General features: G+C 71.0%; 22 protein-coding genes. 6 read left to right on the forward strand and 16 right to left on the reverse strand.

The window, feature by feature from the left end:
• Window positions 1–31 precede the first annotated feature (31 nt).
• Window positions 32–1,417, forward strand: a complete 1,386-nt coding sequence (locus QR78_RS15805) for an LLM class flavin-dependent oxidoreductase (protein ID WP_048428497.1) — start codon at window positions 32–34, stop codon at window positions 1,415–1,417.
• Window positions 1,418–1,509: 92 nt separating this feature from the next.
• On the opposite strand, the gene QR78_RS15810 is transcribed toward QR78_RS15805, so the two are convergent.
• Genes QR78_RS15810 through QR78_RS15850 form a run of 9 tightly spaced genes read right to left on the reverse strand, consistent with a single transcriptional unit; the run spans window position 1,510 to window position 10,612 of the window.
• Complete coding sequence (locus QR78_RS15810) at window positions 1,510–2,061, reverse strand: c-type cytochrome (RefSeq protein ID WP_048428498.1); 552 nt, start codon at window positions 2,059–2,061, stop codon at window positions 1,510–1,512.
• Window positions 2,051–3,274, reverse strand: coding sequence for a sulfite dehydrogenase (gene soxC / locus QR78_RS15815; RefSeq protein WP_048428499.1), 1,224 nt, complete (start codon window positions 3,272–3,274; stop codon window positions 2,051–2,053). Before soxC ends, QR78_RS15810 begins: the two co-directional genes overlap by 11 nt.
• Window positions 3,275–3,287: 13 nt before the next feature.
• Window positions 3,288–4,052: an ABC transporter permease gene (locus QR78_RS15820; protein ID WP_048428500.1), complete on the reverse strand. Its 765-nt coding sequence runs from the start codon at window positions 4,050–4,052 to the stop codon at window positions 3,288–3,290.
• Window positions 4,049–4,879 (reverse strand): ABC transporter permease, encoded by an 831-nt coding sequence (locus QR78_RS15825; RefSeq protein WP_425284138.1) that lies wholly within the window; start codon window positions 4,877–4,879, stop codon window positions 4,049–4,051. The genes QR78_RS15820 and QR78_RS15825 overlap by 4 nt, the downstream gene beginning before the upstream one ends.
• Entirely contained in the window at window positions 4,876–5,943 is a 1,068-nt protein-coding gene (locus QR78_RS15830; protein ID WP_048428502.1) for an ABC transporter substrate-binding protein, read from the reverse strand. Before QR78_RS15830 ends, QR78_RS15825 begins: the two co-directional genes overlap by 4 nt.
• 28 nt (window positions 5,944–5,971) lie before the next feature.
• A complete protein-coding gene (locus QR78_RS15835; RefSeq protein WP_048428503.1) occupies window positions 5,972–7,018 on the reverse strand; it encodes a PhnD/SsuA/transferrin family substrate-binding protein in 1,047 nt (348 codons plus the stop codon).
• Between the two features lie 5 nt (window positions 7,019–7,023).
• Window positions 7,024–8,379 (reverse strand): LLM class flavin-dependent oxidoreductase, encoded by a 1,356-nt coding sequence (locus tag QR78_RS15840; RefSeq protein WP_048428504.1) that lies wholly within the window; start codon window positions 8,377–8,379, stop codon window positions 7,024–7,026.
• Between the two features lie 25 nt (window positions 8,380–8,404).
• Window positions 8,405–9,241 (reverse strand): ABC transporter ATP-binding protein, encoded by an 837-nt coding sequence (locus QR78_RS15845; RefSeq protein ID WP_048428505.1) that lies wholly within the window; start codon window positions 9,239–9,241, stop codon window positions 8,405–8,407.
• Window positions 9,242–9,250: 9 nt separating this feature from the next.
• On the reverse strand, window positions 9,251–10,612 hold the full coding sequence (locus tag QR78_RS15850; RefSeq protein WP_048428506.1) for an LLM class flavin-dependent oxidoreductase: 1,362 nt from the start codon (window positions 10,610–10,612) through the stop codon (window positions 9,251–9,253).
• 262 nt (window positions 10,613–10,874) lie between these two features.
• Between QR78_RS15850 and QR78_RS15855 the strand changes: the two genes are divergently transcribed.
• Complete coding sequence (locus QR78_RS15855; RefSeq protein ID WP_048428507.1) at window positions 10,875–11,327, forward strand: RrF2 family transcriptional regulator; 453 nt, start codon at window positions 10,875–10,877, stop codon at window positions 11,325–11,327.
• Here QR78_RS15855 and QR78_RS15860 read toward each other — a convergent pair.
• A complete protein-coding gene (locus QR78_RS15860) occupies window positions 11,311–12,312 on the reverse strand; it encodes an FAD/NAD(P)-binding protein (RefSeq protein ID WP_053220946.1) in 1,002 nt (333 codons plus the stop codon). The two genes, QR78_RS15855 and QR78_RS15860, sit on opposite strands and share 17 nt — an antisense overlap.
• 280 nt (window positions 12,313–12,592) lie before the next feature.
• Between QR78_RS15860 and QR78_RS15865 the strand changes: the two genes are divergently transcribed.
• Together QR78_RS15865 and QR78_RS32890 are read left to right on the forward strand one after the other, a co-directional pair.
• Window positions 12,593–13,921, forward strand: coding sequence for an ABC transporter substrate-binding protein (locus tag QR78_RS15865; protein WP_048428530.1), 1,329 nt, complete (start codon window positions 12,593–12,595; stop codon window positions 13,919–13,921).
• A gap of 172 nt (window positions 13,922–14,093) precedes the next feature.
• The gene (locus QR78_RS32890) at window positions 14,094–14,927 is read left to right on the forward strand and encodes a protein-L-isoaspartate O-methyltransferase family protein (RefSeq protein ID WP_082171682.1); all 834 of its coding nucleotides are present in this window, start codon (window positions 14,094–14,096) and stop codon (window positions 14,925–14,927) included.
• 73 nt (window positions 14,928–15,000) lie between these two features.
• Here QR78_RS32890 and QR78_RS34190 read toward each other — a convergent pair whose 3' ends face one another.
• Window positions 15,001–15,249: a hypothetical protein gene (locus QR78_RS34190; protein ID WP_125901002.1), complete on the reverse strand. Its 249-nt coding sequence runs from the start codon at window positions 15,247–15,249 to the stop codon at window positions 15,001–15,003.
• A 170-nt stretch (window positions 15,250–15,419) separates the two neighbouring features.
• On the opposite strand from QR78_RS34190, the gene QR78_RS15870 reads away from it, so the two are divergent.
• Together QR78_RS15870 and QR78_RS15875 are read left to right on the forward strand one after the other, a co-directional pair.
• Window positions 15,420–15,719 carry a BrnT family toxin gene (locus QR78_RS15870; RefSeq protein ID WP_048428508.1) on the forward strand — a complete coding sequence of 100 codons (300 nt, stop codon included), beginning with the start codon at window positions 15,420–15,422 and terminating at the stop codon, window positions 15,717–15,719.
• Window positions 15,671–16,039: a helix-turn-helix domain-containing protein gene (locus tag QR78_RS15875; protein ID WP_048428509.1), complete on the forward strand. Its 369-nt coding sequence runs from the start codon at window positions 15,671–15,673 to the stop codon at window positions 16,037–16,039. Before QR78_RS15870 ends, QR78_RS15875 begins: the two co-directional genes overlap by 49 nt.
• A 7-nt stretch (window positions 16,040–16,046) precedes the next feature.
• On the opposite strand, the gene QR78_RS15880 is transcribed toward QR78_RS15875, so the two are convergent.
• The 5 genes from QR78_RS15880 to QR78_RS15900 are packed head-to-tail and all read right to left on the reverse strand — an operon-like array spanning window position 16,047 to window position 20,299.
• Window positions 16,047–16,856 (reverse strand): MetQ/NlpA family ABC transporter substrate-binding protein, encoded by an 810-nt coding sequence (locus QR78_RS15880; RefSeq protein WP_048428510.1) that lies wholly within the window; start codon window positions 16,854–16,856, stop codon window positions 16,047–16,049.
• Complete coding sequence (gene msuE, locus QR78_RS15885; protein ID WP_048428511.1) at window positions 16,856–17,437, reverse strand: FMN reductase; 582 nt, start codon at window positions 17,435–17,437, stop codon at window positions 16,856–16,858. The genes QR78_RS15880 and msuE overlap by 1 nt, the downstream gene beginning before the upstream one ends.
• A gap of 28 nt (window positions 17,438–17,465) precedes the next feature.
• Complete coding sequence (locus tag QR78_RS15890) at window positions 17,466–18,386, reverse strand: ABC transporter ATP-binding protein (RefSeq protein WP_048428512.1); 921 nt, start codon at window positions 18,384–18,386, stop codon at window positions 17,466–17,468.
• A complete protein-coding gene (locus tag QR78_RS15895) occupies window positions 18,364–19,395 on the reverse strand; it encodes an ABC transporter ATP-binding protein (protein ID WP_048428513.1) in 1,032 nt (343 codons plus the stop codon). Before QR78_RS15895 ends, QR78_RS15890 begins: the two co-directional genes overlap by 23 nt.
• 1 nt (window position 19,396) lies before the next feature.
• Window positions 19,397–20,299 carry an ABC transporter permease gene (locus QR78_RS15900; protein ID WP_244276372.1) on the reverse strand — a complete coding sequence of 301 codons (903 nt, stop codon included), beginning with the start codon at window positions 20,297–20,299 and terminating at the stop codon, window positions 19,397–19,399.
• Between the last annotated feature and the right edge of the window lie 10 nt (window positions 20,300–20,309).

Genomic DNA, 20,309 nt, shown 5'->3' on the forward strand with positions numbered 1-20,309 from the left:
CGCCGGTGATCCCGCACCTGGAGGCCTCACCATGACGAAGCCGATCCGCGTCAACGGGTTCGCGATCCACAGCCCGGTCCATCTCTCGCCCGGCCTGTGGACGCACCCGCGCGACCGCTCGCTCGAGTTCAACACGCTGGGCTACTGGACCGACGTGGCCCGGCTCCTCGAACGCGGCCTGTTCGAGACCCTGTTCATCGCCGACGGAATCGGCATCCACGACGTCTATGGCGGCACGGCCGCGGCGGCCCTGCGCCGCGCCGCGCAGGTGCCGAAATACGATCCGATGCTGCTCGTCTCCGCGATGGCGGCGGTGACGGAGCATCTCGGCTTCGGCATCACCGCCTCGGTGTCCTACGAGCCGCCCTTCACCCTGGCGCGGCGCTTCTCGACCCTCGACCATCTGACGGAGGGGCGCATCGCCTGGAACGTCGTCACCGGCTACTCGGCGGCGGCCTCGCGGGCGGTGGGCCGCCCCGGCATCACCGCCCACGACACCCGCTATGACATCGCCGACGAGTTCCTCGACGTGGTCTACCGCCTCTGGGAGGAGAGCTGGGAGGACGGCGCGGTGTTGCGCGACCGGGAGCGCGGCCTGTTCGCCGATCCGGAAAAAATCCACCGCATCGAGCACGCGGGCGAGCATTTCCGGATGGAGGGCATCCACCTCGTCGATCCCTCGCCGCAGCGCACGCCGTTCCTGTTCCAGGCCGGCGCCTCGAATCGCGGCCGCGACTTCGCCGCCGCGCATGCCGAGGCGGTGTTCCTGAGCGACCCGTCGAAATCCGCCATCAAGGCGACCGTGGCCGACACCCGCCGCCGCGCCGCAGCCTGCGGGCGCGATCCAGCCGGGATCCTGTTCTTTGCTTTGATGACGGTGATCGTCGGGCGCACCGAGGCGGAGGCGCATGACAAGCATCGCGACTACCTCGCCCACGTCGATCCGGAAGGCGCGCTCGCTCTGTTCTCGGGCTGGACCGGCATCGACCTCGCGCCCTACGACCTCGACGATCCGTTCCCGGTGATCCGCAAGGAGAACGCGATCGCGTCGCTGGTCGAGTCCTTCGCCCGGCCGGAAAAGGCCTGGACGATCCGCGAGATCGTCACCCACAACGCCATCGGCGGGCGTGGGCCCGTGCTGGTCGGCTCGGCCGCACAGGTGGCCGACGCGCTCGAAGCCTGGATGGACGAGACCGACATCGACGGCTTCAACCTGAGCTACGCGGTGACGCCCGAGGGCTACGGCGACTTCATCGACCTCGTCGTGCCGGAACTGCAAAGCCGCGGCCGCTACAAGACCGCCTACGCGCCCGGCCCCTTGCGGGAGAAGGTTTTCGGGGCTGGCCGCAGGCTGCTGCCGGCGAGCCATCCGGCGGCGCGGTTCCGGCGGGGGGTGGAACGGGGAATCGAGGCGTAGGTCGTCGAAGACCCCCAGAGGGAAGGACAGCGTCACGGCCCGAGCCGTGACGCTGTCTCGTGCCGTCGGCTTCGCGCCGTTCACCGCGCCCTTCAAGGCCTCTGCACGTCCGGCCGGGCATCCGGCACGAAGCCGACCCGGTTCGGCATCGCCACGGCGGGGACGCTCCTCGCGTCGAGGACGGCATCCGCGGGCACGATTCCGTTGAGGTGCAGGAGGTAGGCCGAGACCGCGTAGACCTCGGCGTCCGACAGGGATTGCGGCGCGTCGAACGGCATCGCCCGGCGGACGTAATCGAACAATGTCGTGGCGTAGGGCCAGAAGCTGCCCACCGTGCGCACGGGCTTCGCGGTGGCGAGCGTGCCCTGCCCGCCGACCAGCCGGTCGGCCGCTCCGCCCTGGCCGGTCTCGCCGTGGCAGGCGGCGCAGCGGGCGGCGAAGACCGCGCGTCCCTCCGCGACGCTGCCGTGGCCGGGCGGCAGGCCGGCGCCGTCGGGGCGCACGTCGATATCCCACGCCGCGATCGCGTCGGGCGTCGCGGGCCGACCGAGGCGATGGGGGCCGAGGGGATCGGCCGAGGCCGGGCCGGCGAGGATCAGGCAAGCCGCGAGGCCGGCAGCTCCCAAGATCATCTCACGCCACATGCCGCACGCTCCCACCGGCCGCGACCTGCCAGCCGTAGATGCCGTTGAAGTGGTAGATCGAGTTCGTGCCGCGGGCCGCCACCAGCGCCTCGCGGCTCGGCTGGCGATAGCCGGTCTCGTCGGTGGCGCGGCTCTGGATCAGGGCCGGACCGCCGTCCCAGGACCAGGGCAGGCGGAAGCGGGTGAGGCAGCGCGACAGCACCGGCTCCTGCAAGGTGGCCGGGCGCCAGGAGGCGCCGCCGTCGACCGAGACCTCGACACCGGTGATGCGCCCGCGGCCCGACCAGGCGAGGCCGGAGATCTCGTAGGCGCCGGGTTCCTTGAGCTGGTGCCCACCGGACGGCGTGGTGACGACGGACTTCGCCTCCATGGTGAAGGTGAACTGGCGCGCCGTGCCGTCGGGCATCAGGTCGGTGTATTTCGAGGTCTCCTCCCGGGTCTGGAACGGCCGGTCGCCGAGCTTGATCCGGCGCAGCCACTTGATGCTGAGGTTGCCCTCGAGGCCGGGCAGGAACAGCCGGAGCGGATAGCCCTGCTCCGGCCGCAAGGCCTCGCCATTCTGGGCGTAGGCCAGGATCGCGCCGTCGAGGGCCGAGAGCGGCAGGCTGCGGGTCATCGCGGCGGCATCCGCTCCTTCCGCCAGCAGCCAGGCGGCTTCCGGCCTGACGCCGACCTCATCGAGGAGCGTCGCCAATTCGACGCCGGTCCACTCGGCGCAGCTGAGGAGCCCATGGGTGTCCTGCACCGTCCAGGCCGGGTTGGTTTTCTGCCAGGCCGGGGTGTTGCCCGAGCATTCGAGAAAGTGCAGCCGCGACACGCTGGGGAAGCGGGCGAGGTCGTCCATGGTGAGGATCAGGGGCCGTGCGACGAGGCCGTGCATCACCAGGCGGTGCTGCTCGGGATCGATCGCTGGGACCCCGCCGTGGTGGCGCTCGAAATGCAGCCCGTTCGGGGTGATCGTGCCGTGGAGGTGCTGGTGCGGCGTGCCGGTCGAGGCAGCGCCCGGGAAGGCCGGGGGCGTGCGCGGCTTGCGGGCGAGCCGCTCGAAGGACGAGGGCACGCCGTAGCCGGGGCTCGCGACGCCCCTGCCCGGCTCGCGGGTCCAGGCCGGCACCTGCAACGGACCCTCGGCGGCGAGCGCGCCACCGCTGACGCCGAGCGCCCCGGCGAGGAAGCTCCGGCGCCCGAAGAGCGGGACGGAGGATGGTGGCATGGGAAACGTTCCTTCAGGCGGTGCGCCAGCGCAGCGCGCGGGCGGCGAGCGAGGCGGCGGTGGCATTGAGCAGGAAGCCGACGAGGCCGAGGATCACGACGCCGAGCATCACCAGATCCATCTGGAAGCGCTCGCGCCCGGCGATGATCAGGCCGCCGATGCCGGGGCCGACCGCCATGAAGTATTCGGCCCCGACAGTGGCGAGCCAGGAATAGATCAGCGCCAGCTGGAGGCCGGTGGCGATCGAGGGCAAAGCGGAGGGCAGGAACACCCGCAGCAGCATCTGCCGGCGTGAGAAGCGGAGCGCCCGGCCGACCTCGACGAGCTGCGGCGAGGCACTGGCGACGCCTTCTTTCGTGTTCACCACCACCGGCACGAAGGCGGCGAGCGCGATGAACACCACCTTGGCGCTCTCGGCGAAGCCGAACCAGATCGAGATGATCGGGATCCAGGCCAGGACCGCGATCTGCTTCACGGCATGGAACGTCGGCCCGAACAGCCGGGCGGCGAGCGGCGACAGGCCGAGCAGCGCCCCGAACGCGGCGCCGGCGCTCGCACCGATGGCAAAGCCGAGGAGATCGCGGGCGAGGCTCGCGGCGAGATGCCGGACGAGGCCGCCGGAGCGGATCTCGGTGAGCGCCGTCGAGAGAATCGCCTCCAGCGGCGGCAGGAAGCGCGGATCGACGAGGCCGGTGCGGCTCGACGCCTCCCAGGCGACGAGCAGCAGGAGCGGCAGGACGAGGCCGCGGCGCAGGCGGGTGACGGAGGATGTCGTCATCGCGCGTCGATCCGCCAGAGCTGGAGCCGCGCCTCGATCCGGGCGAGGCCCGCATCCATCGCCACGCCGACGAGGCCGATCAGCGCCATCGCGACGATCATCGTGTCGAGCCAGAACATCTGGCGGCCCCAGACCAGGAGGTAGCCGAGCCCCTCCGCCGAGGCGAGGAGCTCGACGGCGACGAGCGCGGTCCAGGCCTTGGTCAGGCCGTAGCGGATGCCGGTGAAGACCGGCGGCACGCTCGCCGGCAGGATCAGCCGGCGCAGGGTCTGCACGCGGGTGAAGCGGTAGGCCCGGGCGACCTCGCGGTAGCCCTCGGGGATCGCCCGGATGCCGGAAGCCGTGTTGAGGGTCACCGGCACCAGGGCCGCCTTGGCGATGACGACGATCTTCAGGGTCTCGCCGATGCCGAGAAACAGCATCAGGAGCGGGATCCAGCCGAGGGTCGGCACCTGGGCGAGCGCCGTGAACAGCGGCTGGACAGTGTCCTCGACCCGACGCGACAGGCCCATGGCGGCGCCGAGGAGGAGACCGAGGCCGGCCCCTAAGGAGAAGCCCGCGAGCACCCGCAGCCCGCTGATCCCGGCATGCTGGGCGAGCTCGCCGCTGCGGACCATCTCGACGAGGGTCTCGGCGACGATGCGCGGCGCGGGCAGGATCTGCTCGGGCAGCCAGCCGGACGCAGCCGCGGCGGCCCAGGCGACGAGGAGCCCGAGCGGCACGACGAGGCCGAGGGCGATCGACGCCAGATGGCGATGCACGCGGCGATGGAGAGAGGCGGCGAGGCCGCGGGCGGGCCAGGCGATGGCAGTCACGGGCGCCGTCACGACAGCGGCTTTCCGTCCGGCCCGAGCCGGGGCCACCGGGTTTCGAGGCCGAGTTCCTTGAGCGCCCGGTCGAGGTAGCGCGGCTCGAACCAGCCGGCGACGTCGACGTCGCGGCGGATCAGCCCGTAGGCGCGGGCCTGGCGCGCCTGAACCCGGTACTGCTCGACCAGGAAGGGATCGATGATCGGCGAGTTGCGGGTGCGCAGCGGCTGGTCGGCATAGTCGAAGCGGTAGACCGAGTCCGGCGTGCCCGAGCGCGCCCAGATCGCCAGGACCTTGTCGCGGTTGGCCTCGTCGGAGGCGAAGTGCGAGGCCTGGACCAGGGCCTTCACCACCTTGGCGACGAGATCGGGATGCGCCTTCTCGAAGGCTTCCGTCACCAGCACGCCGGCCTGACGCTCGAAGGCCGGGTCGTCGCCCTTGGTGGAGTAGACGATTCTCGCGCGGCCCTGCTGCTCCAGCGAGATCAGCCCGAAATTGCCGAAGGCCGCGTCGATGTCGCCCGAGGCCAGGGCGGCGTTGGTGGTGGCGACGTCCATGTTGAGCACGCTGAGATCGCGCTCGGTCAGGCCGTTGGCGGCCAGGACTTTGACGGCCGCCAAGTGGTTGTTGGTGCCGCGGAAGATCGAGACCTTCTTGCCCTTGAGATCCTTGACCGAGCTGATGGTCGAGTTCGGCGGCACCGCGAGGTAGAGCGGGGCGTGGGCGCCGGTGGCAAGCACGATCTTCGTCTTCAGACCGCTCGCCCGGCCGATCACGGAAGGCAGGTCGCCCTGGAAGGCGAAGTCGAGCTGGCCGTTGGCGAAGGCCTCGTTCACCGCCGGCCCCGCTCCCTTGAAGAACGACCACGCGACCGTGACGCCGGGCTCGTCCTTCAAGGCTTCCTCGACATAGTGCTCGGAATGGGCGAGCGCCGCGGCGCTGCCGCCGGCGAACGGGCGGTTGTCGGTCCCGATCGACGCGAAGCCGAAGCGGATCGTCACCGGCTCGGCCCGGGCGACCGCCGGCGCGAGCGCCAGGGCGAGCGTGACGGCCGCGAGGGCGCGGCGGGTGAAGCGGATCATCGGGCGTGCTCCGGTCGTTGCGGTCGTGTCAGGAGCCGAGGGGCCGGCCGTCGGCGCCGTAGCGGGTCCAGGTGCCGGCGAGACCGAGGTCGCGGATCGCCGCATTGAGGTATGTCGGCTCGAACCAGCCGGTGACGTCGACGGCGCGGCGCACGAGGCCCAAGTCGCGGGCCCGCGCCGCCTTCTCGCGGTAGGTGTCGATCAGGAGGTCGTCGATCAGCGGCGACAGTCGCTCGGCGAGGCGCTGGCCGTCGTAATCGGCCCGGAACACCGCCGCGGGCGTGCCCGACTTCTCCCACAGGGCGAACACCGCCTCGCGGTTGGCATCATTGGAGGCCCAGGCCGCGGCGCGCACGCTCGCCTTGACCACCCGGGCGACGAGGTCGGGATGGGCCCGCTCGAAGGCGCCCGCAACGAGCAGGTGGTTGCTGGGGCCGGCGCGGGGATCGCCCTTCGAGCTCCAGGCGACCCGCGCCTGGCCGCGCTCGACCAGGGTGAGGAACAAAGCCTTGCCGAGCACCGCCTCGACGTCGCCGGCGGCGAGCGCCGCCAGCGCCGAGGCATCGTCGAGGGCGTAGACCTGAAGGTCGCGGCTGGTGAGCCCGGCCCGCCGCAGGGCGCCCTCGCTGGCGAGATGCGTGCTGGTGCCGCGGAACTGCGCCACCTTGCGGCCCTTGAGGTCGGACAGACCTTTGATCGATGAGGCCGGGGTGGTGACGAGATAGAGGGCGTCGCGGGCGTTGGTCGCCATGACGATGCGGGTGTCGAGGCCGGCGGCCCGGCCACTCAGCGACGGCAGGTCGCCCATGAAGGCGAAGTCGAGCTGGCCGCCGGCGAGCGCCTCGTTCACCGCCGGGCCTGCGCCCTTGAAGAACACCCACTCGACGGCGAGGTCCGGGTCGCCCGCGATTTCGCGCTCAATGTAGCGCTCGGCCGCGACGATGCCGGCGAGACCCGGGACGTAGCGGGTGCCGCCGGGCGCGGGGCCGGCATAGCCGACCCGGATGGTGAGCGGAGCCGCCGCTGCCGGCAGCGCGGAGAGCAGCAGGAGGGCGAGGCAGGCGAGGAGGCGCATCGTCCTCACTCCGCCGCTTGCCGGGCCGGAGCGCGCGGCGCCCGGTGGACGGGCTTGGGCAGCCCGAGATGGTCGCGCAGGGTCCGGCCCTCGTAGGCTTCGCGAAAGAGGCCGCGCCGGCGCAGTTCGGGCACGACGTGGGCGACGAAGTCCTCGAGCCCGCCGGGCAAATAGGGCGCCATCACGTTGAAGCCGTCGGCGCCGCCGCTCCGAAAACGCTCCTCGAGCTGGTCGGCGATCTGGGAGGCGGTGCCGACCACCTGCCAGTGGCCCCGCGCCCCCGCGATGGCGAGAGTGAGTTCCCGGATCGTCAGGTTGTCGCGCCGCGCCCGCTCAATGAGGAGCTTCTGGCGGCTCTTCGGCCCGTTGGTCTCAGGGAGTTCCGGCAGCGGACCGTCGAGGTCGTACCCGGTGAGGTCGGCGCCGCCGAGGGTGGTGGAGAGGAGGCTGAGGCCCACCACCGGGTGGATGCGCTCCTGCAGCACCGCGAACTTCTCCCGCGCCTCCTCCTCGGTGCGGCCGACGACCGGGAAGATGCCCGGCATGATCTTGAGATGGTCGGGATCGCGGCCGTAGCGCGACAGGCGCCCCTTCACGTCGGCGTAGAAGTCCTGTGCTTCCTCGAGCGTCACCTGCGCGGTGAAGATCGCCTCGGCGGTGGCGGCGGCGAGTTCCTTGCCGTCCTCCGAGGAACCGGCCTGGACGACGACCGGATGCCCCTGGGCCGAGCGCGCCACGTTGAGGGGGCCGCGGACCCGGAAGTGCCGGCCGTGATGGTGGAGGGCGTGGAGCTTGTCCGGATCGAAGAACCGGCCGGATTCGGGATCGCGCAGGAAGGCATCGTCCTCCCAGGAGTTCCACAGGCCGGTGACCACCTCGGCGAATTCCCGCGCCCGGTCGTAGCGGTCGGCATGCGCCGCGTGACGCTCGAAGTTGAAGTTCTGCGCCTCGGATTCGCTCGACGAGGTGACGAGGTTCCAGCCGGCCCGGCCGCCGCTGAGGAGGTCGAGGGAGGCGAACTTGCGGGCGAGGTTGAACGGCTCGTTGAAGCTCGTGGATGCCGTGGCGATGAGGCCGATGCGCTCGGTCACCACGGAGAGGGCCGAGAGCAGGGTCAGGGGCTCGAAGCTCGCCGCCCGCGAGGTGAAGCTCAGCGAGGCGGGGTCGGTGTTCCGCACGCCCGAGGAGTCGGCGAGGAACACAGCGTCGAAGGCGGCCGACTCGGCGAGGCGCGCCAGCCGCACGAAATGGTCGAGGCTGACATGGGCGTCGGGCCGCCCGTCCGGATGCCGCCAGGCCGCCACGTGGTGGCCGTCGGTCATCAGGAAGGCGCCGAGCTTCATCTGTCGGGGTTGGGCCATGGCACGAGGCTCCGGGAGGGAAGGATCAGGCCGAGCGGGCGGCGAGCGGCAGGGTGGCGGCGGGACGGCGCCCCGCCTCCCGGGCGGTCGCGGTCTGCGGCTGCGCGGCTTGCGTCGCCTCCAGCCGGTCGAGGATCGCGTGGCGCAGGGCCGCCAGCACGGGATCGCGCCGGTCCCGGGGCTTCGAGGCCGAGACGTCCAGGATCTCGGCGATCCGGCCGGGGCGCGGAGCCATCACCACCACCCGGTCGCCGAGCAGTAGGGCCTCGTCGACGTCGTGGGTGACGAGGAGCGCCGTGATGCCCTCGTGGGCGCAGATCCGCTGCAGCTCGTCCTGGAGCCGCGCGCGGGTGAGAGCGTCGAGGGCACCGAACGGCTCGTCGAGCAGCAGCAGGCCCGGCCGGTTGACGAGCCCGCGGGCGATGGCCGCGCGCTGGGCCATGCCGCCGGAGAGCTGGCGCGGATAAGCGTTCTCGAACCCCGACAGGCCCACCAGCGCGACGTGCTCGGCGACGAGCCGCGCCCTCTCCGCCGCACTTAAGGGGGCGTTCTCGAGCCCGAGGCCGATATTCCCGGCGACGGTGAGCCAGGGGAACAGCCGCGGCTCCTGGAAGACGATGCCGCGCTGAAGGCTCGGTCCGGTGACCGGGCGCCCGTCGTGGCGCACCTCGCCGTCATGGGCGGGATCGAGCCCGGCGACGATGCGCAGCAGCGTCGACTTCCCGCAGCCGCTCGCCCCCACGATGGTGACGAACTCGCCCGGGGCGACCGTGAGGTCGATGCCGTCGAGGGCCCGCAGGGGCCGGCCGTCGACGGAAAAGTCCTTCGCCACGCGGGCGATCTCGATCCGGCTGTCTGGCATGGCGCCCTCTCACTCCGCCGCTTCGCGGGCAGAGGCGGCGTGAACGCGGTGGGGCGGGCGGGCGAGCCCCAGATGCTCGCGCAGGGTCCGGCCGGCATACTCGGTCCGGAACAGGCCGCGGCGCTGCAACTCGGGGATCAGCAAAGCCGCCACGTCGTCGAGCCCGGTCGGCAGGATCGGCGGCATGATGTTGAAGCCGTCGGCGCCGTAGGCCTCGAAGCGCTCCTGGAGCGCGTCGGCGACATCCTCGGCGGTGCCGACGAGCGTCCAGTGCCCGCGGGCTCCAGCGATGCGAAGATAAAGGTCGCGGATCGACAGGTTCTCGCGTCGCGCCAGCGTCACCAGCAGCGCCTGCCGGCTCTTGCCCCCGTTCGTCTCCGGCACGTCCGGGACCGGCCCGTCCTCGGGGTAGCCCGTAAGATCGATGCCGAGCATCCGCTCGAGGAGCGAGCGGCCGACCACCGGATGGACCAAGGCCTGCACGGAATCGTACTTCGCTTGCGCCTCGCTCCGCGTGCGGCCGAGGAACGGCATCGCGCCCGGCATGATCTTGAGGTCGTCCGGCGCCCGGCCGTGGCGGGAGAGCCGCCCTTTCACGTCGGCGTAGAACGCGACCGCGTCCTCCAATGTGACTTGTGCGGTGAAGATCACCTCGGCGGTGCGGGCGGCGAGCGCCTTGCCGGCCTCGGAGGAGCCGGCCTGCACCACCACCGGGTGACCTTGCGGGGGGCGCGGGACGTTGAGGGGGCCGCGGACCGAGAAATGTTCCCCGCGGTGGCCGAGCACGTGGAGCTTGTCCGGATCGAAGAACAGGCCCTCGCCCTTGTCGCGGACGAAGGCGTCGTCCTCGTAGGTGTCCCAGAGCCCGGTGACGACGTCGACGAACTCCTCCGCCCTGGCGTAGCGGCGGGCATGGGCGAGGTGGGCGTCGCGGCCGAAATTCCACGCCTCGCGCTCATCGGCCGAGGTCACGAGGTTCCAGCCGGCCCGGCCGCCGCTCAGGTGATCGAGGGAGGCGAATTTGCGCGCGACGTGGAACGGCTCGTTGTAGGTGGTCGAGGCGGTGGCCACGAGGCCGATGCGCTCGGTCACCGCCGAGAGGTGCGAGAGCAGGGTCAGCGGCTCGAACTGGCCGACGTAGCGGGTCGCCGTGCGGCTGAGCGCGTCGATGTCGTCGCCCCGGATGCTGACGCCGTCGGCCAGGAAGATCAGGTCGAACTTCGCGGCTTCCGCGACCTGGGCGAGGCGCCGGTAATGGCCCGGGTCGATGCCGGCATCGGCCTTGGCATCCGGGTGGCGCCAGGCGGCGACGTGGTGGCCGCCCGGATACAGGAAGGCGCCCAGATGCAGGGTGTCGTCGCGACGCGCCATGTCGTCAGCCTCGTAAGCCGTCAGCCTCGTCCGAAAGCGGCGGATCGCACCCGCCGGTCGTCCCGGTCTCGCGGTTTCATTCTATTTAATCAATCATTTTTATGTACTATAGCTGGGAGCGAAGGCCGCCGTCATCCTCCGGCCTGCCGCGCCGGCATCACCCTGGGAGGAAGTCTACCGAGCCAGTCGACAAAACCTCATCTCTCCGGCACCGCTTGCCGGCCCGCCTCTTCCGCAGCCCCCCGCAACACGCAGGACGACGATGCTGACCAACAAGGGCAAGTACGGGCTCAAGGCGATGGTCCACCTCGCAGGCCTGCCCCCGGGCGCCCGCATCGGCGTCGCCGAGATCGCCGAGGCGCACCGGATCCCGAAAAAGTTCCTCGACGCGATCCTGGGCGACCTGCGCAATGCCGGCTTCGTGCACAGCAAGAAGGGGCCGGGCGGCGGCTACGCCCTGGCGCGCCCGGCCGAGGAGATCCGCATCGGCCACGTCGTGCGCGCCCTCGACGGCCCGCTCGCGCCGCTTCCCTGCGCCAGCCGCACCGCCTACCGCCCGTGCGAGGATTGCGCCGACGAGGCGGCGTGCTCGGTGCGCCTCACGATGCTGGCGGTGCGCAACAGCATCGCGGGCATCCTCGACAACCTGACGCTCGAACAGATGCGGGCGATGCCGCAGGCGGAGGCCGAGGCGAGCCTCACCTACCACATCTGAGCGCCGCATCCTCGCGACCCGGGCTCGGCTGCGCCTCCGCCGATGCAACGGCCCCCTCCCCGACGCGTCCGGCATAGGCGACGCGCCCGGCGAGCCAGGCGCAGGCGGCGTCGAGGTCGAGGAGGCGAGGCGTCGCGTAGGGCATCAGGTCCGTCGGATGCCCGGCGAAGAGCCGGTCGGCCGCCCCCGGTGCGACGGTAAGGCCGCTGGCACGGGGCAGCAGGAGGCCACGCCCGACGAGGTCGCGCAGGAGGGCGCTCGGCCTCAGGCCGTCGCGGCGCGTGACCGGGCCGTCCGTCCCGCCGCCGAGAATCCGGTCCCACACCCGTCGGCCGTGACGCAGCAGGCGCTCGCGCGCCTCGTCGGGCAGATCGTGCCAGAGGGCGGGGGCGCTCAGGCGCAGGCCCGCCACCGCCTCGTCGAGGCCGACCCCGCGGTCTCCCGCCTCCCGCACCAGCGCCCGTAAGGAACGCACCAGGACGGCGGCGCCGGTTCCGAGCGGCAGGTCGGCCGGGTCGAGCCGCAGCGCGCGGATCGCGGCATTCCTCTCTCGCGGCGGAGACCCCGCCGCCGGCGGTTGCAGGGGAAAGGCCAGCACCGCGGCGCGCCCGAGATAGGTGGTCCCGTCGGCCGTCCGCGCCGCCACGCCCTGCGGCGTGGATGCGACCGACAGGCAGGTCGTCTCGGCGACGTGGAGACGCCCCCCATGCTGCCGCAATGCCTCGACGAGGTGCAGGGGCTCAGCCGGCAGCTTTCCGGTCTCTTCGGCCAGCAAGGTCGCGAACTCGGCCCGGCGCAGGCGGCGACAGCGGGAGCCCGATGTCTCGATTACGGTCACCTGCACCCGCGCCTCGCGGCGCAGCAGGTGGGAGGCCAGCCCCAGGCCGCTTGCGCTCGCCCCGATCACCAGGACGTGGCGGCCCCGCGCGGCCGGTGCGGGCCCGGCATTCGGACGACCGGCTCCTGTTTGCTGCGTATCGGGCATCGCTCGTTCCCCGCGCGGTTGGGCAGGCTCTTATGGATGTCAGTCTCTGCGCACCGCGCTGGCCGGTCAACGAGAATGTTCTTTTTATAGAACGAGCAGCGAAGAAATTCTCTGCTGTTTCCAGCGCTCCGCATAGGACATATTGAGCCTTGTCGCTTAGATCAGCTTGTTAGGGCAAGCAACTTGATTGCGTGTAGCTCAACAGGATCCTGGCCCGCTGCGATTTGTTCGTTTAAAAGAACAAATCGCCAATTCCTACTTATTCCGGAGCGCCCGCGTCATGTCCCTCACGCGCCGCCATGCGACCCGCCTGCTCCTGAGCGCCGCCGCGGGCGCCGCCTTGCCGGCGATCCCGTCCGGCTCCCCGCTCCTCGCCGCCCCGGCCGAGACGCCGGTCCGCGGCGGCACCCTGAACTGGGTGTTCTTTCCCGAGCCGCAGGCGATCATCGCCATCAACACCACCTCGGGCACCGGCCAGACCATCGGCAGCAAGATCAACGAGCGCCTGCTGCGCTACGCCACCGACATGACCCCGCTGCCGAACCTCGCGACGGAGTGGGCGATCAGCCCGGTCGGGCTGCGCTACCGCTTCGCCCTGCGGCGCGGGGTGACCTGGCACGACGGACGGCCGTTCACCGCCGCCGACGTGGCGTTCTCGCTCCTGCGCCTGCGCGAGGCGCATCCGCGCGGGCGCATCACCTTCGCCAACGTCGCCGACGTGCGAACGCCCGATCCCCACAGCGTCGAGATCGTGCTGTCGCGGCCGGCCCCGTTCCTGATCAGCGCCTTCGCGGGGGCGGAATCCCCCATCGTGCCGCGCCACATCTACGAGGCGATCCGGCCGGAGGCGAGCGCGAGCCTCGCGCAGACCATCGGCACCGGGCCGTTCGTGCTCAAGGAATGGGTGCCGGGCAGCCACCTCCTGTTCGAGCGGAACCCGCATTACTGGGACGAGGGCAAGCCCTGTCTCGACCGGATCGTGATGCGGATCATCACCGATCCGGGCGCCCGGGCGGCGGCGTTCGAGGCCGGCGAGGTCGATCTCGGCGGCAACCCGGTCCCGCTCGCGGACCTCGCCCGCCTGCGCGCCCTGCCGAAGCTCGTGGTCGACACCACGACCTACGCCTATTCCGGACCCCAGACCCAACTCTTCTTCAACCTCGATACCGGCGTGCTGCAAGACTTACGGGTGCGCCGGGCGGTGGCGCACGCCATCGACCTGAAGGCGCTGCTGGCGGCGGTGTATTTCGGGCACGGCGCGGTCTCGCCGACCCCGGTCAGCGTCGTGCATCCGACGTTTCACGATTCGAGCCTCGGGTCGGTGCCGTTCGACGTGAAGCGGGCCGAGGCTCTGCTCGACGAGGCCGGCCACCGCCGCGGTCCGGGCGGCACCCGCTTCCCGCTCCGGCTCACCCTCAACCCGTTCCTGGAAGGGCGCTACGGCGACTTCATCCGCCAGGCGCTGACGCGGATCGGCATCGCGGTCGACTTCCAGCGCCTGGATCTCGCGACCTACCTCACCCGGGTCTACCGCGACCGCGCCTTCGACGTGACCATCGGGTCCCTGTCGAACACCTTCGATCCGACGATCGGGGTGCAGCGCGCCTAGGGTCAAAACCCAATCAGCTTGGCCATGTGAGGGTCTGCTTTCGACCCACTGCGGGCCCTGGAAAGGTCCGCTTCCGGGGTATCGGTGAGGCAGAGATCTGCGAATGGGTTAGGGGTTTGCAGTTTGATGGCTTTAGGGCAAGGTCGCCAAGGAAGCAGACATTGAGCGCCCTATGGACAAGCATACCACCGTCGACGAGGTGCGCGCATTCCACGCGAGGCTCATGGCCGTTGCTAGCGGCTCCGATGATCCGCGGCTCGAACGTGCCTTTGAACTTGTTCCGCGAGAGGCATTTCTTGGTGCTGGGCCGTGGAAGATTATGGTCAATAAGCACTACGTCGAAACACCGAGCGCCAATCCTCTCTTCGTCTACCAGAACTGCGTCGTTGCTCTCGATGCCGCAAAGGGCATCAACAACGGCGAACCATTTCTGCACGCGCGCTGGATCGGAGCGGTTGCTCCGAAGAAGGGGGAGACCATCGTCCACATTGGAGCGGGCGCCGGATATTATACCGCTCTCCTGTCGATGCTGGCCCTGCCGAGCGGCCACGTGCATGCCTTCGAGATCGAACCGGCACTGGCACGCCGCGCATCCGACAACCTCGCGCCATTCGAGGGCGTGACTGTCGTGCAGGGCGATGCCACAGAACTCACTCTGCCGAACTGCGATTTGATCTACGTCAACGCGGGCGTCGTTTCACCGCCCGGTCCTTGGTTGAAGGCGTTGCGGCCCGGCGGTCGGATCATCTTTCCTTGGCGGCCCTCGAACCAGCTAGGGGTCGCTTTGATGATGACGCGACTGGAAACGAGCTTCAAGGTTCGGCTCTTGGGACCAGCGTGGTTCATCCCCTGCGTCGGCGCGTCGGACCCAGCAGGCTGCGTTAAGTCCCCAAGCCCATTGCAGGCACGCTCCATCAGCGCCGCGTGGCTGGTCGAAGACCGAGCGCCGGACGATACTGCTACAGCCGTATGTCGGGATGTCTGGTTCTCGGATACACCAGAATAGAACTGGACAACCTATCTGGGTTGGAAACGGAACGTCTGCTCTCGGGCGTCTGGGTAGGGTCCGCTCCCCACCCTCAGCGGCCATTCATGAGGTCAAGCTGATTGGGTTTTGACCCTACTGGTCGAAGAACTTCAAGCTCGGCCTGCCGTTCTCGAACGCCGCGCATTACGCCGACCCGGAGGTCGACCGCCTGCTCGAGGCCGCCGCCATCGAGCCCGACGAGGCGCGCCGCCGCGGCCTGTTCGTCGCCTTCCAGCGCCGCATCCGGGCCGACCTGCCGTCGGTCGACCTGATCGCGCCCTCCGGCATCATCGTGGCGCACCGCAAGGTGAAGAACTTCGCCCCCGGCGCCGAGGGGATCACCGGCAACTTCGCCGATCTGTACATCGACCCGCGGGAGGCGTGAGGAGTGGGCATCGACCGGGCTGCGGCGATTGCGCTCTGAGCGTAGTGCCCCGGTTCGTGTAGGATGAGGCGCACCCGTGGGGCGGCATGATCTTCGAGTGGGACAACGAGAAGAGTGCAGCGACCCTCTCAGCACGCGGCTTCGATTTCGCGCACGCATCGCGCATCTTCGAGGGCCTCACCCTCCAAACGCAGGATCTGAGGCGGATATACGGTGAGATGCGGGTGAGTGCGGTCGGCGAGGTCGACGGCGATATAATCCAGGTCGTCTTCACAGATCGAGTGAGCGGGCGCCGAATCATCTCGGCCCGCACGGCAAGCCGGAAGGAGCGAAGGGAATGGCACGCGTTAGTCTTGAAGACCTCCGCAAGGTTGCCGCCCCCGTAGACCGGGCAAAGATCGACGCGACGACGGAGGAGGACATCCGCCGCCACATGATCGAGGACGGCGAGGATCCCGACGAGGAACCGACCGGTTATCGCCTCGTATGGCCGATCGCGGCGATCCGATCGCGGCTCGGCATGACCCAGAGCACCTTCGCGGACGCCCTCGGCGTGCCGGTGGCGACCTTGCGCAACTGGGAGCAGGGCCGGACGCAGCCGGACCCGGCGGCCGTGGCCCTGCTGCGCATCGTGGAGCGCGAGCCCGAGGCCGCCTTCCGGGCCCTCGGAGTCGCGTATCCGGCACCGGCCGAACAGCAGGGCTGACGCCCCGCTACCACGCCGGCTCGAGAAACCCGCCGTAGCGGTCGAGCAGGAACTGCTTCACCTCCGGCGAGCGGTAGGTGGCGATGAAGGCGGCGAGCCGGGGGTCGTCGCGGTTGTTCGGACGCGCCACGAAGCTCAGCGTGTAGTGCTTGTCGCCGGCCCCGTCTGTGATGAGGGCGGTCTTCGGGTCGCCGCCGGAGGCGATCAGGTAGGTGAAGCTGATCTGGGCCAGGGCCACGTCGTCGAGGACGCGGGGGAGCTGCGCGGCATCGAGTTCGAGGATGCGCAAGCCCTTCGGGTTCTGCACGACGTCCGCCACGGTGACCGCGTCGCCGAGGCCCGGCTTGAGGGTGAGAAGGCCGGCCTTCTCGAGCAGGTGCAGGCCGCGGGCGGCGTTGACCGGGTCGTTGGCGATCGCGACCGAGGCGCCCTTCGGCACGTCCTCCAGGCGCTTGACCGATGTCGAGAACAGCCCGACCGGCAGGATGATGGCCGGCGCCACCGGCACCAGGGCGTAGCCCCGCGCCTTGATGGCGCTGGTGAGGAAGGGCACGTGCTGGAACAGGTTGGCGTCGAGGCTGCCGGTCGCCACCGCCTCGTTCGGGGTGACCCAGTCGGTGAACTCGACGATCTCGACGCTCTGCCCCTGCGCCTTGGCGAGCTTGGCGGCGACGTCGAGGGTCTGGGCGACCGGACCGGCGGTGGTGCCGATGCGCAAGGGCACCGCGGCCCGGGCGGGACCGACGCGAACGCCTCCGAAGGCGGAAGCCGCAAGCGCGGTGCCGAGGAGGGCCCGGCGGGTGAGAAAGCGGGTCATCAGGCGGCCGCCTGAACCGAGGCGCGGGGCGTGCGGTGCGCCAGGGCCTCGACGAGCTGGCCGGCGGCCTGGCCGATCCGGGCCTCCAGGGCGGCGTCGGCGGGGCGGCCGTCGCTGAACTCGGAATCGCTGGCATAGACGGAAGTCGCCACCGTGTGGGCGCCGAAGAACCCGAAGAGCGGCCGCAACTGGTGCTCGACGACGAGGGCGTGGCGGTGGCCGCCGCCGGTCGCCGCGACGATCACCGGCCGGTCGGCCAGCGCCGCCGGGTCGATGAGGTCGAAGACGTGCTTGAACAGGCCGGCATAGGAGCCCTTGTAGACCGGGCTCGCCACGATCAGGGCATCGGCCTCCGCGATCGCCCGGACCAGGGCGGCGCTGCGGGCGCTCAGGTCGTTCGGGGTGTAGGCGGCGCCGAGTTCCGGCCCGCCATCGAGGATGTCGAGGAGCTGGACGTCGACGGGCCGGCGCGCGGCCACCGCCTCGGCGATGGCCCCGACGAGGGCCCGCGACTTCGACGGCCGGTGGGTGTTGCCGCTGAAGCCGACGATGCGAAAGCGGGCGGTCTGGCGCAGGGTCATGGACGTGTCCTTGTGCGGGAGGGAAGCGTCAGGCGTGGTGGCAGGCGACGGCGTGGGCCTCGGCGACCGGGCGCAGGGCCGGATCGTCGCGGCGGCAGAGGTCGGTCGCGAGCGGGCAACGGGGGTGGAAGCGGCAGCCGGCCGGCACGTCGGCCGGGCTCGGCAGGTCGCCGCCGAGCGGCGGCGCCTGGCGCTTTCGCGAAGGATCCGGCACCGCCGCGATGAGGGCGCGGGTATAGGGGTGGCGCGGAGCGGCCCACAGGGCCGCGGTCGGTGCGCTCTCGACGATGCGGCCAAGATACATCACCAGCACCCGGTCGGCGACGTGCTCGACCACCGACAGGTCGTGCGAGACGAACAGGTAGGCGAGACCGAGTTCGCGGCGCCTCGCGGCGAGCAAGTTGAGGATCTGCGCCTGGACCGAGAGATCGAGGGCCGAGACCGGCTCGTCGCAGACGACGAGATGCGGCTCGACCACCAGGGCGCGGGCGATCCCGATGCGCTGGCGCTGGCCGCCGGAGAATTCGTGCGGATAGCGCGTCGCTGCGGTCTCCGGGAGGCCGACCTGCTCGAGGGCGCGGGCGACCCGGGCGCGGCGCTCGTCCCGGCCGCCGAGACCGTGAACCTTGAGCGGCGTCTCGAGGATGTTGCCGATGGTGTGGCGCGGGTTGAGCGAGGCGAAGGGGTCCTGGAACACCATCTGCGCCCGGCGGCGATAGGCGCGGAGATCGCTGCCGCGGAGCCCGCGAACCGGCACCCCGTCGAAGACGATCTCGCCGGCTTCCGGTTCGACGAGGCGAAGGAGGCTCTTCGCCAGGCTCGACTTGCCGCAGCCGGATTCGCCGACGAGGCCGACGGTTTCCCCGCGCGCGACCGTCAGGCTGACGCCGTCGACCGCCCGCACCCCGTCATAGGCGGTCGTGAGGTCAGAGACCGAGAGCAGCGTCATGACGATGGCCGGGAATGCGGGGAGGAAGAGCGGGACGGGCGATCGCGGTCGTGACCGGGCAGGCGACGATGCGCCCGTCGGGCCGCGCCACGGCCGGCGGCGGGGCGGCGCGGCAGCGGGCTTCGGCCAGCGGGCAGCGGGGCGCGAAGGCGCAGCCGGGCTGGCCCTGCGCCGAGGCGATCGAACCCGGGATCTCCGGCAGGGCCTCGCCGCGCCGGACCTCACCGTGGAGAGCAGCACGGCCGCGGGGCGAGGCGGCGAGGAGGCCGCGCGTATAGGGATGAAGCGGATCGTCGAACAGCGCGTCCGGCTCCGCCTCCTCGACCCGGCGGCCGGCATACATCACCACCACGCGGTCGGCCCATTGCCCGACCACGCCGAGGTCGTGGGTGATGAGCAGCACCGCCATCCCGAGGTCGCGGCGAAGCGAGTCGATCAGGTCGAGCACCTGGGCCTGGATCGTCACGTCCAGCGCCGTGGTCGGCTCGTCGGCGATGAGGAGTTTCGGGGCGCAGGCGACCGCGACGGCGATCATCACCCGCTGGCGCATGCCGCCGGAGAGCTGGTGCGGGTAGGCATCGACCCGCCTGTGCGGATCGGGGATGCGGACGCGGTCGAGGAGGTCGACGGCGCGGGCCCGGGCGGCGCGGGCCGAGAGGCCCTCGTGCCGGCGCAAGACCTCGGCGATCTGGACGCCGACGGTGAGCACCGGGTTCAACGCCGTCATCGGCTCCTGGAACACCATCGCGATCTCGCGCCCGCGGATCTCGCGGAACCGGCGCTCGCTCAAACTCCCGATGTCGCGGCCGTCGAACCGGATCGTGCCGGATTCGATCCGGCCGCGCGGCGGCAGGAGGCGCATCAGGGCGAGCGCCGTGAGCGACTTGCCGGAGCCCGACTCGCCGACGAGGGCCACCGTCTCGCCCGGACCGACGGTGAAGCTCAGGTCCTGCACCGGCCGGGCCCGCGGGAAGGCGATGCCGAGGCCGTGGACGTCGAGGAGCGCCATCTCACGCCTCCCCGGCGAGACGCGGGTTGAGGGCGTCGTTCAGCCCGTCGCCGACGAGATTGAGGGCGAGCACGCTGAGCACGATCGCGACCCCGGGAATCGCGGTCAGGTACCAGGCGCTGCGCAGAACCTCCCGGCCCGAGCCGATCATGCTGCCCCAGCTCACGACGTTCGGGTCGCCCAGCCCCATGAAGGACAGGGCCGATTCCATCAGGATGCCGGATGCGACCATCACCGAGGCGGTGACGACGATCGGCGGCAGGGCGTTGGGCAGGATCTCGGCGAACACGATCCGCACCGGCCCGTAGCCGAGGCCGCGGGCGGCGGTGACGAAGTCCTTCTCGCGCAAGGAGCGGAACTCGGCCCGGGTGAGCCGGGCCACCGTCGGCCACGAGGTCGCCCCGATGGCGAGCGTGATCGCCGGGATCGAGGGCTGCGCGATCGCCACCAGCACCACCAGCAGGATGAAGGACGGGATGGTCTGGAACAGGGCGATCACGCGGCCGAGCGCCCGGTCGATCCGCCCGCCGGCATAGCCGGCGGTGGCGCCGACCAATACGCCGACGGCAAGGCCGGTGGCGGCCGCCGCGAAGCCGACGAGGAGCGAGATCCGGGCGCCGTGGGCGATCCCGGCGGCGACGTCGCGGCCGAGGGAATCGGTGCCCAGCGGATAGGCCGGATCCTGGCCCGGCCACAGGAACGGCTGCGCCACCATGCCGAGCGGATCGTCGGGATAAGCGAAGGGCGCGGCCAGAGCCGCTGCCGCGATCACGCCGAGGATCGCGAGGCCGGACAGGGCCGTCGGGTTGCGCAGGAAGGCCCGCAAGGCCCGGCGCGGCGCGGGTGCCGGCAGCGCGGCCCCACGGTCCACGGCGGCGGGGGCCTGCACGAGAGGCAGGGTCATCGGCGAGGAG

It is taken from the genome of Methylobacterium indicum (assembly GCF_001043895.1).
Taxonomy (GTDB): Bacteria; Pseudomonadota; Alphaproteobacteria; order Rhizobiales; family Beijerinckiaceae; genus Methylobacterium; species Methylobacterium indicum.